General features: G+C 36.0%; 13 protein-coding genes. All 13 read left to right on the top strand.

What is annotated here, in order from left to right; genetic code table 11:
* Nucleotides 1–184 precede the first annotated feature (184 nt).
* The 13 genes from EMN46_RS11160 to EMN46_RS11100 all read left to right on the top strand — a co-directional run bounded on the left by EMN46_RS11160 (nucleotide 185) and on the right by EMN46_RS11100 (nucleotide 18,629).
* On the top strand, nucleotides 185–1,543 hold the full coding sequence (locus EMN46_RS11160; RefSeq protein WP_154200887.1) for an MFS transporter: 1,359 nt from the start codon (nucleotides 185–187) through the stop codon (nucleotides 1,541–1,543).
* A 102-nt stretch (nucleotides 1,544–1,645) separates the two neighbouring features.
* Entirely contained in the window at nucleotides 1,646–2,122 is a 477-nt protein-coding gene (locus tag EMN46_RS11155) for a GNAT family N-acetyltransferase (RefSeq protein WP_154200886.1), read from the top strand.
* 786 nt (nucleotides 2,123–2,908) lie between these two features.
* Complete coding sequence (gene ilvD, locus EMN46_RS11150; RefSeq protein WP_154200885.1) at nucleotides 2,909–4,744, top strand: dihydroxy-acid dehydratase; 1,836 nt, start codon at nucleotides 2,909–2,911, stop codon at nucleotides 4,742–4,744.
* Nucleotides 4,745–4,839: 95 nt separating this feature from the next.
* Nucleotides 4,840–6,576, top strand: coding sequence for a biosynthetic-type acetolactate synthase large subunit (gene ilvB / locus EMN46_RS11145; RefSeq protein ID WP_195715249.1), 1,737 nt, complete (start codon nucleotides 4,840–4,842; stop codon nucleotides 6,574–6,576).
* A gap of 202 nt (nucleotides 6,577–6,778) precedes the next feature.
* Nucleotides 6,779–7,300, top strand: coding sequence for an acetolactate synthase small subunit (gene ilvN / locus EMN46_RS11140; protein WP_154200884.1), 522 nt, complete (start codon nucleotides 6,779–6,781; stop codon nucleotides 7,298–7,300).
* Nucleotides 7,301–7,504: 204 nt separating this feature from the next.
* The gene (gene ilvC, locus EMN46_RS11135) at nucleotides 7,505–8,551 is read left to right on the top strand and encodes a ketol-acid reductoisomerase (protein WP_154200883.1); all 1,047 of its coding nucleotides are present in this window, start codon (nucleotides 7,505–7,507) and stop codon (nucleotides 8,549–8,551) included.
* A gap of 182 nt (nucleotides 8,552–8,733) precedes the next feature.
* Nucleotides 8,734–9,987, top strand: a complete 1,254-nt coding sequence (gene ilvA / locus EMN46_RS11130) for a threonine ammonia-lyase IlvA (RefSeq protein ID WP_154200882.1) — start codon at nucleotides 8,734–8,736, stop codon at nucleotides 9,985–9,987.
* Between the two features lie 514 nt (nucleotides 9,988–10,501).
* Nucleotides 10,502–11,995 (top strand): 2-isopropylmalate synthase, encoded by a 1,494-nt coding sequence (locus EMN46_RS11125; RefSeq protein ID WP_154200881.1) that lies wholly within the window; start codon nucleotides 10,502–10,504, stop codon nucleotides 11,993–11,995.
* 50 nt (nucleotides 11,996–12,045) lie between these two features.
* Nucleotides 12,046–13,446: a 3-isopropylmalate dehydratase large subunit gene (gene leuC, locus EMN46_RS11120; RefSeq protein ID WP_154200880.1), complete on the top strand. Its 1,401-nt coding sequence runs from the start codon at nucleotides 12,046–12,048 to the stop codon at nucleotides 13,444–13,446.
* A gap of 72 nt (nucleotides 13,447–13,518) precedes the next feature.
* Complete coding sequence (leuD, locus tag EMN46_RS11115) at nucleotides 13,519–14,103, top strand: 3-isopropylmalate dehydratase small subunit (RefSeq protein WP_154200879.1); 585 nt, start codon at nucleotides 13,519–13,521, stop codon at nucleotides 14,101–14,103.
* Nucleotides 14,104–14,118: 15 nt separating this feature from the next.
* Nucleotides 14,119–15,684 (top strand): alpha-isopropylmalate synthase regulatory domain-containing protein, encoded by a 1,566-nt coding sequence (locus tag EMN46_RS11110; protein WP_229130340.1) that lies wholly within the window; start codon nucleotides 14,119–14,121, stop codon nucleotides 15,682–15,684.
* A 93-nt stretch (nucleotides 15,685–15,777) separates the two neighbouring features.
* A complete protein-coding gene (gene leuB, locus EMN46_RS11105) occupies nucleotides 15,778–16,848 on the top strand; it encodes a 3-isopropylmalate dehydrogenase (protein WP_154200878.1) in 1,071 nt (356 codons plus the stop codon).
* A 197-nt stretch (nucleotides 16,849–17,045) separates the two neighbouring features.
* A complete protein-coding gene (locus EMN46_RS11100; protein WP_154200877.1) occupies nucleotides 17,046–18,629 on the top strand; it encodes a DUF6377 domain-containing protein in 1,584 nt (527 codons plus the stop codon).
* Nucleotides 18,630–18,697 lie beyond the last annotated feature (68 nt).

The raw sequence follows: 18,697 nt of genomic DNA, 5'->3' as shown, positions 1-18,697 counted from the left end.
GTATAATGTACTAAAGGTAATAAATACGTTTAATTGACTTATAATATTTTTACTTATTTGAAAGCTATTTATAGTGTGAAAAATAAAGACCCTCATTTTGATTAAAATTAACAAGTCAAAATTTAATTCGTATTTTCGAAGCTGATTACAATCCGGCCTAAAATTGAAACGACAAAAAACGAATATGAAAAACTTAAAAAGGACCCTACGTGATAATGTTTGGATGCGATGGGTAATGCTACTTATGGTGGGTTTTGTTTTAGCAGCCAACTATTATTTCTACGATGCACTCTCACCTTTAAAAACGATATTTGAGAAGGAATTTGGTTTTACTTCCACTCATTATGGCTTGTTTGTTTCGGTATACTCTTTATCGAATGTTTTCTTGTGTATGGCCGTTGTTGGCGGTATTGTTCTTGATAAATTAGGCATTCGTCGAACAGGATTCATGTTCGTTTCCTTTATGGCCTTTGGTGCTTTAGTAACTGCTTACGGAGCCAGCGATATTTACAGTAATGGTGGATGGGGATATGGTTTTATGTCATCCTTTTTGCCAAACTATTCGCCTCAGCTTAAGATGATGCTTTTAGGACGTTTCCTTTTCGGATTAGGTGCTGAAACCAGTATTGTGGTTATTTCTAAAATTATTGTAAAATGGTTTAAAGGTAAAGAGTTAGCTTTAGCTTTTGGGGTGAAATTAGGATTGGCACGAACAGGGTCTTTCTTGGCATTTCAACTGTCACCTTATTTAATTAAGTCCCCATCAGGCTGGACAACAGCTATTTGGTTTGCGGCTCTTTTTGTAACTATTTCTTTATTAGTTTTCATGATTTATATGATGTTCGATCTAAAATTGGATAGACAAAGCCAACAAGATGGAATCGCTGAGAAAAGTGATCCATTCAAATTTTCTGATTTAAAAGAATTGATATTCAATCGTTCTTTTATGTATGTGACTTTATTATGCTTGACTTTTTATTCAGCCGTTTTCCCTTTCTTTTCATTTTCAGCTGATTTCTTCTTAAATAAGTTCAATTTATCTATTTCCGATTCAAGCGACATATCATCTATGTTGCCTGTTGGGACCATGATTTTTACACCTCTATTTGGTTTTATTGTTGATAAGTATGGTAGAGCTGCTACTCTAATGATATATGGATCACTCATCTTAGTTTTTGTACATACTTGTTTCGCATTCACCACAATTAACCCCTATGTTTTGATGGTTGTTTTAGGAATTGCATTCTCTTTGGTGCCAGCTTCAATGTGGCCATCAGTTGCTAAAATTGTTGATGAGAAACGAATTGGTACGGCATATGGTTTCATGTTCTCGGTACAGAATATTGGCTTATGGATTTTTCCAATATTAGCAGGACTTGTATTGGACAAAACCAATGCTCCGGGAGCAGAAAGCCTTAATTATACTTATACAATGATCATGTTTGCCTCATTGGGAATTTTAGGATTGATATTTGCGATATTATTAAAACGTGAAGATAAGGTTTCAGGTTATGGTCTTGATTTGCCTTCAAATGCAAAATAAGAATTTATAATAAAGCTTGAATTAATATAAACACAAATTCACGTTGGATATTTTATGAATCTAACTTGTGTTTTGGTACTTTACTTTTCTAATTGAGAATGAATGAAAAAGCAAGATGAAAATAAGTTCGTAAATCTAGAGTGGAAAGTTCTTAAGTTTGACCAATTGACACTTGATCAATTGTATAATTTATTGCAACTGCGATCACAAATTTTTGTTGTGGAACAAGATTGTGTTTATCTCGATATGGATGGGAAAGACAGAAAGGCATTGCACGTTTTAGGTTTTAAAGGAAATAAGATTTGTGCCTATGCTCGTTTATTCGATAAGGGTGAATATTTCGATGCCTGTAGCATTGGTCGTGTAATTGTTGCTGAAGATGAACGTCGATATGCTTATGGACATAACCTTATGAGCGAAAGTATAAAAGCTATAAAAGAATATTACGGTGAGGATATTATAAAAATATCAGCACAAAAATATTTGAAGAAATTCTATGAGGCTCACGGTTTTATCCAAAAAGGAGAAGGGTATTTAGAAGATGGCATTCCTCATATTGAAATGTATAAAGCACTATAAGGGGCTGAAATTAAATTAATTGTAAAGATAGTGTAATATGGCTGAAGTGAGTTTTTTTGAAGAAATATAGTGTGCCAGTAGAAGATTGGTTCATTTAGTCTTATCTTTAAACAAGATAAAGCAAGTGTAATTCAAATTATTTTCAACAATAAAATTAGTGTGAGTATCTTATAAGTCTTGCAATGTTTTTAAAGTTGTAAAGCCTATAAATATTGGGGTGTAAGCTTTATTTATGATAATTAGTTCGCTTAAAAATACGTTTGGAAATCGTAGGATTTGGAAATAATAGATTTTATAACATATATTTGTCGTATAGATTTGTCAGTGTAATCAGATTGAGAGAATGATTGTAAAGGTTCGTTGACACGATTAAAACAATAGGATTTCAACTAGAAATTCAAAAATAAAAAAAACAATATGCAATTGACATTTGTCATTATTATTAACGTCATTATTCGCGTCCTTATTGGACACGATTCGAGGTTGAGCATATTTAAATAAACGAAACAAGTTTTACAAAATATTCAAAACCTCTTCCGAAACGAAGAGGTTTTTTTTTTAGGTCAGATTATTGTATGGTATCAGTTAAGCTAGTCATTATCGTCATTATTAGCATCGTCATTATTAGAATGACGATGGGGGAAGTAACGTACACATAATAATTCGAAATAACGAAATTTATGAGCGCTCTTCCCGAAATGGAAGAGCTTTTTTTTGCCTCGAATTTGCTGAGATATTGATAATTGACAGCAGTTTAGTACAAACAATTATAAAACATTAATCAAAATGTATAAAAATAAATTACGCAGCAGTCAAACAACAGAAGGCAGACGCATGGCAGGAGCTAGAAGCTTGTGGCGTGCTAATGGCATGAAAGAAGATATGTTTGGTAAGCCAGTTATCGCTATTGTAAATTCATTTTCACAGTTTGTTCCAGGTCATGTACACTTACAGAACGTTGGCCAAATGGTGAAAAAAGAGATAGAGAAGGCTGGTTATTTTGCAGCAGAGTTTAATACAATTGCTATTGATGATGGTATTGCAATGGGACACGATGGAATGCTTTATTCACTACCATCGAGAGACGTAATTGCTGATAGTGTAGAATATGTGTGTAACGCGCATAAGGTTGATGCGATGATTTGTATATCGAATTGCGATAAGATTACGCCAGGTATGATGATGGCAGCTATGCGATTGAATATTCCAACTGTTTTTGTATCGGGTGGACCAATGGAAGCGGGTGAATCGAAAGGTGAAAAGCTTGATTTAGTTGATGCGATGGTTAAGGCAGGTGACGATAGTATAAGCGATGAACGTCTTCAGGAGGTTGAAGAGTCGGCTTGTCCAACTTGTGGCTCATGTTCAGGAATGTTTACTGCAAATTCGATGAATTGTTTGAACGAAGCTCTTGGATTAGCTTTACCAGGAAACGGAACTTTGCTTGCAACTCACAAGTTGCGTAAGGATTTGTTTATGGATGCTGCCGATTGTATTGTGAAGATTACCGATGCTTACTATAAGGACGGCGATGCTTCAGTTTTACCAAGATCAGTGGCTACACTTGATGCTTTCAAGAATGCAATGACATTGGATATTGCAATGGGAGGATCAACCAATACGGTACTTCATCTTTTAGCTATAGCACACGAGGCTGAGTTAGATTTTACGATGAAAGATATGGATGAGTTATCTCGTAAAACACCTAATGTTTGTAAGGTAGCACCTAATTCACCTGACTATTATATTGAGGATGTAAATCGTGCAGGTGGTATTATGAGCATATTGGCTGAGTTAGATAGAGGTGGTTTGTTACATACTGAAGTTGGTCGTGTAGATCAAAAAAGTTTGAAGCAGGCACTCAAAGAATATGACTTGACTGCAGATAGTTTAACAGAAAAAGCAAAGGAAATATTTTCTGCTGCACCAGGACGCAGCGGTCGAAATTTAACTTTCGCATCTCAAAATTCACAGTTCAAAGAAGTGGATGTTGATAGAGAAAATGGATGTATTAGAAATATAGCTAATGCGTATACTCAAGATGGTGGTTTAGCCGTACTCTTTGGAAATATTGCACCTGATGGTTGTGTTGTAAAAACAGCTGGTGTCGCCAAAGAGGTATTTAATTTTAAAGGAACAGCTAAGGTTTATCATTCACAGCACGATGCTTGCGAAGCAATTTTAACGAAACAAGTAAGTGCTGGTGATGTGGTGGTGATTAAGTTTGAAGGTCCAGCAGGAGGACCGGGAATGCAGGAGATGCTTTACCCAACTTCTTATCTTAAAGCTATTGGATTGGGAGCTAAGTGTGCTTTAATTACCGATGGTCGATTTTCTGGAGGAACTTCAGGATTATCGATTGGTCATGTATCACCAGAAGCATCAGCAGGAGGAGCAATTGCTTTGATAAAAGAAGGAGATAAAATAGAAATCAGCATACCAAACCGAAGTCTGAATATATGTATATCGGATGAAGAATTGGAAAAACGAAGAAAAGAAGAAGAAGCCTATGGCGACAAAGCCTTCACTCCAAGAGGACGTGGAAGAGTTGTCTCAAAAGCCTTACAAGCTTATTCAAAATTGGTTTCTTCAGCAGATAAGGGAGCCGTTAGGCAATTATAAATTAAGAATTGGTAGTTATGAATTAACGAAAAAGCCTAAAAGGCTGTAATCAATTCAGCCCTAGGCAACGCCTGGGGGAACAGAAAAATAAGAAGATGGAAGTAGCAACAAAAACTCAAAATACAGACACCATGAGTAAGAATACAAATCATTTGTCGGGAGCAGAAATATTAGTTCGAAGTCTGGTAGAGGAAAAAGTAGATAGTATATTCGGATATATTGGTGGTGCAATTATGCCAGTTTATGATGCTTTATACGATCATCAGGATGAATTGCAACATTACCAAGCACGTCATGAGCAAGGTGCAGTTCATGCAGCTCAAGCTTATGCTCGAATTAGTAAGAAACCTGGTGTTTGTTTTACAACTTCGGGACCTGGAGCAACAAACGTATTAACGGGTTTGGCAGATGCTTATTTAGATTCTACTCCACTTGTTATTATAACAGGACAGGTTGCCAGTGGCTTTTTAGGATCGGATGCTTTTCAGGAAACAAACATGATAGGTTTGTCAATGCCAGTTACAAAGTGGAATTTTCAAATAACCAAAGTTGAAGAAATCGCAGAAGTTATGGCTAAGGCTTTTTATATCGCTCGTTCAGGTCGTCCGGGACCAGTATTGATTGATATTACAAAAGATGCCCAGATTGCTACTGCAGATTATAAATACAAAAAATGTGATTTTATTCGTTCTTATCAGCCAATGCCAGAGCTAGACATGAGTCAGCTTGAAGCTGCAGCTGAATTGATTAATGGAGCGAAGAAACCGTTATTGCTTGCTGGTCAGGGAATTTTATTGTCTGGTGCAGAAAAAGAGTTAATGGAATTTGTAGAGAAGACTAAGATTCCAGTTGCATGTACACTTTTAGGTTTATCGTGTTTTCCAACTGATCATCCTCTTTATGTAGGCATGTTGGGTATGCATGGTAATTATGGACCGAATATTAATACCAACGAATGTGATGTTTTGATTGCAGTTGGTATGCGTTTTGACGATAGAGTAACAGGCGATACAGCCAAATACGCTAAGCAAGCGAAGATTGTTCATATTGATATTGATCCATCGGAGCATAACAAAAATATTAAGGTTGATGTGGCTTTGTTGGCAGATGCTAAGCAAGCTTTGAGTTTATTAAATAAGGTGGTTCGTGGTGCTGAGAAGCCTCAGTGGATGAAATCGTTCAAAGATTTTTATCAATTAGAATTTGATAAAGTAATAAAGAAACAAGCCTATTCCAAGAAAGAGAATATTAATATGGCAGAGGTTGTTCGAACTGTTTCTGAGCAAACGAATGGTGAAGCTATTTTATGCTCAGATGTAGGACAGAATCAAATGGCATCAGCTCGATATTATGAATTCAAAAGACCAAATACACAGATAACTTCTGGAGGATTGGGTACTATGGGATTCGGTTTACCAGCTGCAATTGGTGCTCAAATTGGTGATAAAAATGCTAAGGTTGTATCCATATCGGGTGATGGTGGTTTTCAAATGACTTTGCAAGAACTGGCTATGATTAGACAATACAATTTGCCAGTTAAGATTATTGTTGTGAATAACTCATTTTTGGGTATGGTAAGACAGTGGCAAGATTTATTTTTCGACCAGCGTTTTTCATGTACTAAATTAGATAATCCTGATTTTGTAAAGATTGTTGATGGGTATGGCATAGAAGCAAAAAGAGTAAGTAAACGTGAGAATTTGGATGCAGCAATTAAAGAAATGTTGGATTCGCCAAATGCTTACTTCCTTGAAGTTGTTGTAGAAACTGAGAGTAATGTATTACCGATGATTGTTCCAGGAACATCTGTTTCGGAAATGAGATTGGAATAAGACTCCAAGGTTAAAGTTTAAAGGTCAAAAAGTAAAAGTTTCTCCTCCTTTTTTTAGGAGGAGTGCCTGAAGAATGAAGGCGAGGTGGTCTTTTTTGTTGATGTCTACAAAACCTGTAAGTGTAAAATCTAAAGATAAAATTTGCAGCTGTAAATCATCTCATTACTTGATACTAGCTATTAACTATTAAATACTAAGAATAATGCAAGAGTATACAATAACAGTTTTTTCAGAAAATAATATAGGTCTACTGAATGAAATAACCATTGTTTTTTCAAGGCGTAAAATTAATATAGAGAGCTTAACAGTTTCGGAATCGGAAGTAAAAGGCGTTTCAAGATATACAATTGTAGCTTTTATGGATGAGGGTAAGGTTGAAAATATCGTCTTACAAATTGAAAAGATTATTGGCGTTTTTAAAGCTATCTATTTTGAGGCAGAAGAAATTGTTCATCAGGAAGTGGCTTTGATCAAAATTGCAATTTCAAACAAATTGAATGGTAATTTGGAAGCTTTGGTGAGAAATCATAACGCAAGGATCTTAACGGTAGGTCCTGATTTTTTGGTCATTGAGAGAGTTGGTTATAAGGCTGGAAATCAAGAGTTATTTCAAGAACTTGAGCCGTATGGCGTTTTGCAATTTGCTCGATCGGGTCGAGTAGCCATTTCAACTTCTCAGAAAGATTTCACATCCTATTTAAAAGGATTGGCTGAGGCAAGCTAATACAGAATTATGATTGAAAATATCTTGAAGGGATATAATTCGAATAAACTGGAGTGAAACCCAAGTAAAACTTGGGGAAAAGCATAAGTATATAAAAATAAGGCTGAAAGGCTCGAACAAGAAATAAATCAATAACAATAAAGATTTAGGAGCTAGTGTTGATAAAAATCGATCTAACGTTCCAAATCAAAAAAATCAAAAAAGATGGCAACAATAAATTTTGGAGGAACAGAAGAACAAGTTGTAACACGTGAAGAATTCTCATTGGAGAAAGCACGTGAAGTATTGAAGGATGAAACCATTGCAGTAATCGGTTATGGTGTACAAGGTCCAGGTCAGTCACTAAATCTTAAAGACAATGGTTTTAACGTAATTGTTGGCCAGCGTAAGGATTCTAAAACTTGGGATAAAGCCATTGCTGACGGTTGGGTTCCTGGTAAAGATCTTTTCGAGATTGAAGAAGCTTTAGATAAAGGTACTGTAATCCAATATCTATTGTCAGATGCAGGTCAGATTGAAGTTTGGCCAACTGTTCAAAAATATTTGAAGCCAGGTAAGGCTCTTTATTTTTCACACGGTTTTGGTATCACTTACAAGGAAAGAACAGGTATTGTACCTCCAGCAGATGTTGATGTAATTCTTATTGCGCCTAAAGGTTCAGGAACGAGTTTGCGTCGTATGTTCCTTGAAGGTCGTGGGTTGAATTCTTCATATGCAATCTTCCAAGATGCAACGGGTCGTGCTTTCGATCGTGTTGTTGCTTTGGGAATTGGTGTAGGATCGGGTTACCTTTTCGAAACAACTTTTAAGCGTGAAGTATATTCTGACCTAACAGGTGAGCGTGGAACTTTGATGGGATGTATCCAAGGTATTTTTGCAGCTCAATTTGATGTATTGCGTGCTAATGGTCACTCGCCATCTGAGGCTTTTAATGAAACTGTTGAGGAATTAACTCAGAGTTTAATGCCTTTAATTGCTGAAAATGGAATGGATTGGATGTATGCCAATACTTCAACTACGGCACAACGTGGAGCATTAGATTGGTGGAAGCCTTTCCGTGATGCAACTAAACCTGTGTTCGAAAAGTTATATAAAGATGTTAAAGCTGGTAAGGAAGCTCAACGTTCTATCGATTCTAACTCTCAGGCTGACTATCGTGCGAAATTGAATGCTGAATTGAAAGAAATGCGTGAAAGCGAAATGTGGGAAACAGGAAAAGCCGTTCGTAAGCTTCGTCCAGAAAATAATTAGAAGTTAGTTATGATGTGTGAATGAAAATTTACTCAATTATTAATTTGCAATAAACTATTAGTGCTCCAAATCCATTTGGGGTACTAATAGTTTATTTATATAAACTGTAGTTTATATAGGATAACATAGGATAAGTGGTTCAGAATTCTTTGAACTTTAAAAGAAAAATTTTGTCAGAAAATATGAAAGAATACTATCCACAAATGTCGGAGATAGTCAAAGCGAATAAGAAGGTTCAGGATGTCGCTGTGGAAACTCCATTACTTAAGAATCTTAACTTATCTAAACGACATCAGGCAAATATTTATCTAAAAAGAGAAGATTTGCAGTTGGTTCGTTCTTACAAGATTCGAGGTGCTTATAATAAAATATCAAGTCTCTCTAAAGAAAATTTAAATAAGGGAATTGTATGCGCTAGTGCTGGAAATCATGCACAAGGTGTTGCTTACTCTTGCCAGAAACTAAAATGTTTTGGAAGCATTTATATGCCTGAAACAACACCTCGTCAGAAAATTAATCAAGTAAAAATGTTTGGTGGTGAGTTTGTTGAAATATTTCTCATAGGAGATACTTTCGATGATGCTTCATCTAAAGCAATATCTGATGCTAAGGAATCTGGAAAGACCTTTATTCATCCTTTCGATGATCCTAAAACAATTGAGGGACAGGGAACTATTGGCTTAGAAATATTGCAACAATGTAGTGAGCCAATTGACTATGTAATTTTGCCTATTGGTGGTGGTGGATTGGCTTCAGGTGTAGGTGCTTGGATTAAAGAGTTTAGTCCTAATACTAAGATTATTGGCGTTGAGCCAGCAGGTGCTCCATCTATGAAATTGGCTTTAGACAATAAATGCAATCTCGCCCTTGAAAATATTGATCGTTTTGTTGACGGTGCTGCCGTCCAAAAGGTTGGTGATTACACATGGAAAATTTGTGATAAGGTTTTGGATGATGTTTTAATTGTTCCAGAAGGTTTAATTTGTTCCACCATATTGCGTTTGTATAATGAGGATGCCATAGTTGCAGAACCAGCAGGAGTTATGTCTATTGCTGTTTTAGATTTGATGGCTGATAAAATAAAAGGTAAAAATGTTGTTTGTGTCTTAAGTGGTAGCAATAACGACATAACTAGAATGGAAGAAATAAAAGAACGTAGCCTTTTGTATGAAGGTTTGAAACATTATTTTATTGTTCGTTTTCCACAAAGGTCTGGAGCTCTTAAAGAATTTGTGAATGACGTTCTTGATACGGGTGATGATATAACACATTTTGAATATTACAAGAAAAGTAGTCGTGAAAAAGGTCCTGCTGTAATTGGAATTGAGGTTCATGAATCTGGGGGATTGAAACGTTTACAGGAAAGAATGAGAGAGCGAAATTTTATTTTTGAATACCTTAATGACAAGGCTGATTTATTTCAGTTAATCGTTTAAATATTGACCAAAAACAATGAATTGTGAAAACAGGAGATCGCTTTATAACTGATTCCTGTTTTTTTTATATGTAAATTTTAAAAAGAAATATGAGGCTTGATTGTTGTAAAACATGCTTGGGTAACCCATGCTTTTAGAATAAGGTGTGTTTTGTTAACCCTCTGATTGTTATGTATTTGTACTTGTGTGTAGTTGAAATCTAGTCGTGTTATATTGATTTGAAGATCGTAATCTGATGGTATTATTTGTTTTCACTAGGCTAGTTAAATTTTTAGATTTGTTTAGCAATCGAGAAGATGTCTCCATTCCAAAGTATCACAGTAATGAAAAATAAAATGAATATTATTCTTATTTATTTAATTCTCACTCTCGATCTCTTAATAGAAAAATCGATAGGGAAGACTGTGGTATAATTTAAATCAGGATATCTGATAATTATACGAAGTTCTTCCCATAAGGAAGGATTTTTTTTTGCTCTTAATCGAAATGACTTAACCACAAATATTACAAAAAGATGAGTGATAGAATATATATTTTTGACACAACTTTGCGAGATGGGGAGCAAGTCCCCGGTTGCCAGTTGAATACTATTGAGAAGATTGAAGTTGCTAGAACTCTTGAAGTTTTGGGAGTTGATGTGATTGAAGCTGGTTTCCCTGTTTCAAGTCCAGGCGATTTTCAATCGGTGGTCGAAATAGCCAAGGCTGTAAGTAATCCTATTGTATGTGCATTGACTCGTGCAGTAGAAAAAGATATAGATGTTGCAGCTCAGTCACTTAAATTTGCTAAAAGGGGGCGTATTCATACAGGAATTGGAACATCTCCATATCATATCGTATCCAAACTAAATTCGAATCCCGATGAGATTCTTGATCGTGCTGTTAGAGCAGTAAAATATGCGAAACGTTACGTTGAGGATGTTGAATTTTACGCTGAGGATGCTGGTCGTTCGGATAACGAGTACTTGGCAAGAGTTGTTGAAGCGGTGATTAAAGCAGGAGCAACTGTTATCAATATTCCTGACACAACAGGTTATTGCCTACCAGGTGAGTATGGAGCAAAAATCAAATTTTTGATGGAGAATGTTCCCAATGTACACAAGGCAATCTTGTCTACTCATTGTCATAATGATTTAGGAATGGCTACAGCCAACTCTTTAAGTGGTGCACTTAATGGTGCACGTCAAATTGAGGTGACTATGAATGGTATTGGTGAACGTGCTGGAAATACGGCACTCGAAGAGGTTGTGATGGCGATAAAAACACATCATGGTTTGCCATTTCATACTAAGATTAACTCCAAAGGTATTTTTGAGGCAAGTCGATTGGTTTCCTCTTTGATGAATATGCCAATACAAGCTAATAAAGCTATTGTTGGTCGTAATGCTTTTGCTCATTCTTCAGGAATTCATCAAGATGGCGTGTTGAAAAACCGTGAAAATTATGAAATTATCGATCCTGTTGATGTTGGAATTAAAGAATCTGCAATCATCTTGTCTGCACGAAGTGGACGGGCAGCATTGAATCATCACTTAACTGATATGGGTTACACCTTGTCTAAGGGCGAATTAGATGACGCTTATGCTCGATTCTTGGTGATGGCTGATGAGAGAAAGAATATTAACGAACACGATTTGTCTGAGTTAATGGGCGATCAAAATTCGGAGACGAAATCAGTAGAATTGGAATTATTGCAAGTTGTAGCTGGTAAATCGACTATTCCTATGGCAACGGTTCATCTTAAAATTAGAGGCGAATCTTGCGCAGCAACTGCTGAAGGCAATGGACCTATCGATGCTTGTTTTAGTGCAGTCAAAAAAATTATTAAAAAGGAGTTTTCTTTGGAAGAGTTTCTTGTTCAGACTTTGACTCGAGGTAGTGATGATCTAGGTAAAGTACATGTTCAGTTGAATCACAAAGGGAAAATGTATTACGGATTTGGAGCCAATATCGACATTGTTACTGCCTCGGTTGAAGCATTGGTCGATGCCTTAGCCAAGGTCGTTTAAGATAGTTAAAAGGAAAAAATTATATACAGAATAGCATTATAGAGAGTATTATGGAACCAAAAACATTATTTGATAAAGTATGGGATGCGCACGTTGTTGAGAAAATTGATGGTGGTCCTAGTGTGTTTTATATCGATAAGCACTTAGTTCATGAGGTAACTAGTCCACAGGCATTCTCTGGACTGGAAGCGAGAGGATTAAAGGTTTTACGACCTGAAAATACCATCGCAACACCTGATCATAACATTCCCACAGAAAATCAACATCTAACCATTAAGGATGAGTTGTCGAGAAAACAAGTGGAAACATTGACAGCAAACTGTGAGAAAAATAATATTACCCTTTATGGATTAAATACACCTCACAATGGTATAGTTCATGTTGTTGGACCTGAACTAGGACATACACAACCAGGAATGACTTTGGTTTGTGGTGATAGTCATACGTCTACTCACGGCGCTTTTGGAGCTGTTGCTTTTGGAATTGGTACTTCTGAAGTCGAAATGGTTTTAGCTACTCAGTGTATTCTGCAGCCTAAACCTAAAAAAATGCTAATTACTATTGATGGTGAATTGCAAAAAGGAGTTTCGGCAAAAGACCTTACTCTTTATGTGATTTCTCAACTGGGAACAGGTGGAGCAACGGGTTACTTTGTAGAGTATGCAGGTTCGGCTGTTAGCAGTTTAAGTATGGAAGGTCGTATGACCGTTTGTAATATGAGTATCGAAATGGGTGCTCGTGGTGGTATGATTGCTCCTGACCAAACCACTTTTGATTATGTAGAAGGTCGTGAGTTTGCTCCAAAAGGAGATGAGTGGACGAAGGCAGTTGCTAAATGGAAAGAGTTAAAAACGGATGAAGGAGCAAAATTTGATAAAGAATATACTTTCAAAGCTTCAGATATTGAACCGATGTTAACGTATGGAACCAATCCAGGAATGGGTATTGGTATTTCAGGTAGCATCCCCAATGAGAAAGATATTGAGCCTACAGAATTGATGTCTTTCAAAAAGTCATTGGATTATATGGGTTTTGATTTGGGAGATAAAATGCTCGGAAAAAAAATTGATTATGTTTTTGTAGGTTCTTGTACTAACGGACGTATAGAAGATCTTCGTGTTTTTGCAGCAGCTGTAAAAGGAAAGCAAAAAGCAGACTCAGTTACTGCATGGATTGTTCCTGGATCGAAACAAGTTGAAAAGCAAGCGATAAAAGAAGGATTGGTAGAGATTTTAGAAGAAGCAGGATTTAAAATGCGTCAGCCAGGATGTTCGGCATGTTTGGCCATGAACGACGATAAAGTTCCAGCAGGGAAATACAGCGTTTCTACTTCGAACAGAAACTTTGAAGGAAGACAAGGACCAGGAGCAAGAACATTATTGGCTAGTCCATTAACTGCCGCTGCTGCTGCTATAACTGGAGTCATTTCTGATCCACGTGAATTGTTTTAATCAAAATACCATTAACATTTTTAGCAAATGGTTATTCCGATAGTCAAAAGCTAATTGCTTAAAGAAAATATTATGTCAGTAGATAAATTTATCACATTGGAATCGAGCTATGTGCCTCTTCCAGTAGAAAATGTGGATACAGACCAAATTATTCCAGCACGATTTTTAAAGGCGACGAGTCGTGAAGGTTTTGGCGAAAATCTTTTTCGCGATTGGAGATATGCGCCAGATGGATCAGAAAATGCTGATTTTGTTTTGAATAAATCAGAATATTCGGGACAAATTTTAGTTGGAGGAAAAAACTTTGGTAGTGGTTCATCAAGAGAACATGCCGCTTGGGCAATTCACGATTATGGGTTTAAAGTCGTTGTAAGTAGTTTCTTTGCCGATATCTTTCAAAATAATGCTTTGAATAATGGTGTACTTCCAGTTACGGTATCTCCAGAGTTTTTGAATGATATGTTTAAGTCGGTAGAGGCTGATAAAAGTCAAAAGCTTGTTGTTGATTTAGAAAAACAAACCATCAGCTTAAATGGGAAAAGTGAGGAATTTGTTATTAACCCTTATAAGAAAAATTGCCTATTGAATGGTTTTGATGATATCGATTTCCTTCTCAATAGAAAAGAAAAAATAGAAGCTTTTGAAGCTAAAAATTAATAGAGGAAGTGTAAGATGACAGAACTGCGTAGCCTAGAAATAATGGATACCACCCTTAGGGATGGCGAACAAACTTCTGGGGTTAGTTTTAATTCGAAGGAAAAACTAGGGATGGCGAAGCTCTTGCTTCAATCTTTAAAAGTTGATCGAATTGAAGTGGCCTCAGCTAGAGTATCAGAAGGAGAATTTCAAGCTGTACAACGAATTACAAAGTGGGCGGATGAAAATGGCTACTTGGATAAAATTGAGGTGTTGGGTTTTGTTGATGGTACGGCTTCTTTAGATTGGATTCATGCAAGCGGCGCAAGAGTTGTTAATTTATTGGCAAAAGGTTCGTTAAAACATTTGCAAGGTCAACTTAAAAAAACGCCAGAACAACATGTTCAGGATGTGAAAGATGCCATTGCATATGCTTCAAGTTTGGGGATTAAGGTCAACTTGTATTTAGAAGATTGGTCGAATGGAATGATTGCATCAAGAGAATACGTTTTGTACCTTTTGGATGAATTGCAAAATGAAAATATTGAACGTTTCATGTTGCCTGATACGTTGGGCGTTATGAATCAGGTTCAAACTTTCGATTTTTGTTTTGCTTGTCGTGAAAGATATCCCAAACTTCATTTTGATTTTCATGCTCATAATGATTATGATTTAGCACTTGCCAACGTTTATTCTGCAGTTTTAGCAGGAATGAATGGTATCCATACAACCGTTAATGGTCTTGGAGAAAGAGCGGGTAATGCGCCTTTGGCATCCGTTGTAGGTGTTATTAATGATCATTTAGATAGAAAGATTAATGTTGATGAGAATAAAATTAATACGGTAAGTCGAATTGTTGAGACTTTCTCAGGAATTAGAATTCCTACCAACAAGCCTCTAGTTGGAGAAAATGTTTTTACTCAAACCTGTGGTGTTCATGCCGATGGCGATTCTAAAGATGATTTGTATTTTAATCGATTATTGCCAGAACGATTTGGACGTGAACGCAAGTATGCCTTAGGAAAAACTTCGGGCAAAGCGAACATCAAGAAAAATTTGGAGGAATTGGGTATTGTTTTGGAAGAGGAAACAATGAAACTAATTACCCAAAGAGTTATTGAATTAGGCGATAAAAAAGAAACGGTTACCATTGACGATTTGCCATACATTGTTTCTGATGTTCTCAATCATGCAATGGAAGAAATGCCAATTCAGATCAAGCATTACTCATTATCACTTTCGAAAGGAATGCGTCCATTTGTGTCTATTAATTTGGAAGTCAATGGGGAAATGTACGAAGGAACATCTTCGGGAGATGGTCAATACGATGCTTTTATGAATGCCATTTGGAGTATTTATGAAGAGTTGGGGAAAGATAAACCTGTACTTATAGATTACCTAGTGCAAATACCTCCGGGAGGAAAAACAGACGCTCTTGTAGAAGCTTTAATTACTTGGAATTATAAGGGAAAAGAATATAAAACAAAAGGTTTGGATCCTGATCAGATTGAAGCAGCAATAAAAGCGACTCTTCGAATGTTAAATTTGGTAGAGCAACATGATAATATAGTCAATGAGCAATTTCCAATTAATAATAAATAGAACTAAAAATAGGTAACCAGATTTTGATAAATTTTAAAATTGTTTATTCATCTATCTTAAATCTGAAGTTTCATACCTAAATATCTTAAAATAATGACATACAAAATAGCAGTATTAGCAGGAGACGGAATCGGTCCAGAAATCGTAACTCAAGCAAGAAAAGTAATTGATGCAGTTGTTGAAAAGTTTGGACATGATTTTGAATATACCGAAGCGCTTGTAGGAGCTGTTGCAATTGATAAAGTAGGTAATCCTTATCCCGATGAAACACATGAATTGTGTATGAATTCGGATGCTGTCTTGTTCGGATCGATTGGACATCCAAAGTTTGATAACGATCCATCGGCAAAAGTACGTCCTGAACAAGGCTTGTTAGCCATGCGTAAAAAATTAGGTTTGTATGCGAATCTTCGCCCCGTAAATACATTTAAATCTTTAATTCATAAATCGCCTTTAAAGTTAGAATTGGTTGATGGAGCAGATTTTATGTGTATTCGAGAGTTAACAAGTGGTATGTATTTTGGTCGTCCTCAAGGTCGTTCGGAAGATGGACAAACAGCCTATGATACTTGTGTTTATACTGTAGAGGAGATTGAAAGAATTGTTCGTTTGGGTTTTGAATATGCGGGAAAACGTCGCAAAAAGTTAACGATTGTTGATAAAGCAAACGTATTGGCTACATCAAGATTGTGGAGAGAAGTGTCTCAGCGAATTGAGCCTGAATTTCCAGAAATTGAAGTGGAATACATGTTTGTTGATAATGCAGCGATGCAAATTATTACTTGTCCTAAACGTTTTGATGTCATGGTTACTGAGAATATGTTTGGCGATATATTAACCGATGAGGCTAGTGTTATTGCAGGCTCAATGGGTATGTTACCATCTGCATCAATTGGCGTTCATACTTCTGTTTTTGAGCCAATTCACGGTTCATATCCTCAGGCTACAGGTAAGAATATTGCCAACCCATGTGCCACTGTTCTTTCAGCAGCTATGATGTTTGAATATGCATTTGGTATGATGAAAGAGGGAGCCTTAATTCGTAAAGCAGTCGATATGTCGCTTGAAGCTGGTGTTGTAACAGAAGATATTGCCGATGGTAAAAAAGCATATTCTACTTCTGAAGTTGGTGATTGGTTAGCTAATTTTGTGAAAAATATATAGTTTACAGTTAGTGTGGGTTTGAGATTGTAGTTAGTCTTAAACAATTAGGATGGAAATGCTCAGAGATTAGTCTCTGAGCATTTTTTGTTTTTACTCATTATGCTTTAGTATTTAGGCGAACAGATTGGCATCTGCCTTAATTATTCTATTTTTATACTTTCTTTTGAATTCTTAATTCATCCTTATATTGTCTCAATATGCTAAGAGTATTTTTTCTACTAGTATTTTCTTCATTTATTTTCTGTCAGGTTAGCTTTGCTCAATCAAATTGGCAGGAGCAATTGGATAAAAATATTTCACAACGAGATAAGCTTGATGCCGCCAAAAAAGAAACAATTAGCACACTTCTGAAGAATTTGCAATCTGTTAAGGAAGAGAAGAATACAGATAAGGAGTTTGCAGCTTTAATGCAAATGGTTAAGGCTTATGAGTATTTTGTTTACGATTCGGCATTCAAATATGTACAAACGGCAAACCGATTAGCTTATGGTTTAAAGGATGAGGCTAAGATTGCAGAATCTAAGTCGAAACTAAGTTTAATCATGCTATTAAAAGGACTTTATACTTCTTCTATTGACACGATAAAAACAGTTAATTATCAATTTTTATCTAAGCAAAAGAGAAAGGAATTTTATAGTACGGCTTATAGAGCTTATTATGATTTGTCGGCTTATTCAAGAGATAAATATTATAGTGATAAGTATAAAGAACAGGGGCATTACTTCAGTCGAAAATTGATTGATGAATTTCCAGAACCATGTTTTGAGAAAGTTTTGGGTATGGCTCTTCAAGAAATGGTTAGTGGAGACTTATCAAAAGCCGAAAAACATTATTTAAATCTTTTGAATCAATTTGATTTGAATGATCATGAGAAAGCCATTGTTACATCTGGCTTAGGTTCTATTTATTCTGCCCGTGGAGAAACGAAAAAAGCAAAGGATTATCTGATGCAGGCTAGTATTGCTGATATAAAATCAGCCACAAAGGAAACGACTGCTTGTCGTTCTTTAGCTGAACTTTTTTATCGTGATGGAGATATTGATAAAGCTTACCAATACATTCTCTTAGCTAAAGCTGATGCTGATTTTTATGGTTCAGAGCAGCGTAAATTCGAAATTTCATACACATTACCCTTAATCGAGTCAGCTCGTTTCCAGAAGGAGAATAAACAGAAAAGGTTAGTTGGCCTTATCGGCTTGTTAGTTCTGGCTTTTTCCTTGATTATTCTGCGTCAGTTGCAGAAATTGAGACAAGCGCGAAAAGAAATCGAAAGTAGTAACCAGAATTTGACTCATGTGAACGAAATGCTTCGAGAAGCCAGTCAAATTAAGGAAGAGTATATTGGCTATTATTTCAATTTTAGCTCGCAATACATCGATAAGCTTGAAGATTTTAAGAAGAGCATCTCCCGACAGTTAATCACCAAATCCTATGATAATATTGAACAAGAGCTGAAGAAATATAACTCTAAGAATGAACGAAAACGTCTCTTCGAAGATTTCGATCGAATTTTCTTAAAGCTGTTTCCTGATTTTGTCCAAGCTTTTAACCAACTTTTCGATAAAAAGGACGGCATACATTTAAAGGACGATTTATCCCTTAATACCGATCTTCGTATCTTTGCACTGATTAGAATCGGCGTTGCCGATAGCGAGAAAATAGCTAGCATACTCAATCTCTCAGTTAATACCATTTACACCTACAAAACCAAAATTAGGAATCGTTCTATCTATCCCAACGATGAGTTTGATTTAAAGGTGATGGCGATAAAATCGGTATAAATTCATTTTTATATCGTCTATATCTTAAGGTGTTTTTGTTTTATGTAATTATCACGTTTTGAGCTTAT

The sequence above is a fragment of the Ancylomarina sp. 16SWW S1-10-2 genome (assembly GCF_009669305.1).
In the GTDB taxonomy this organism is placed as follows: Bacteria; Bacteroidota; Bacteroidia; order Bacteroidales; family Marinifilaceae; genus Ancylomarina.
The sequence above is the reverse complement of the archived record's forward strand: the minus strand, read 5'-3'. Positions and strand labels throughout refer to the sequence as shown.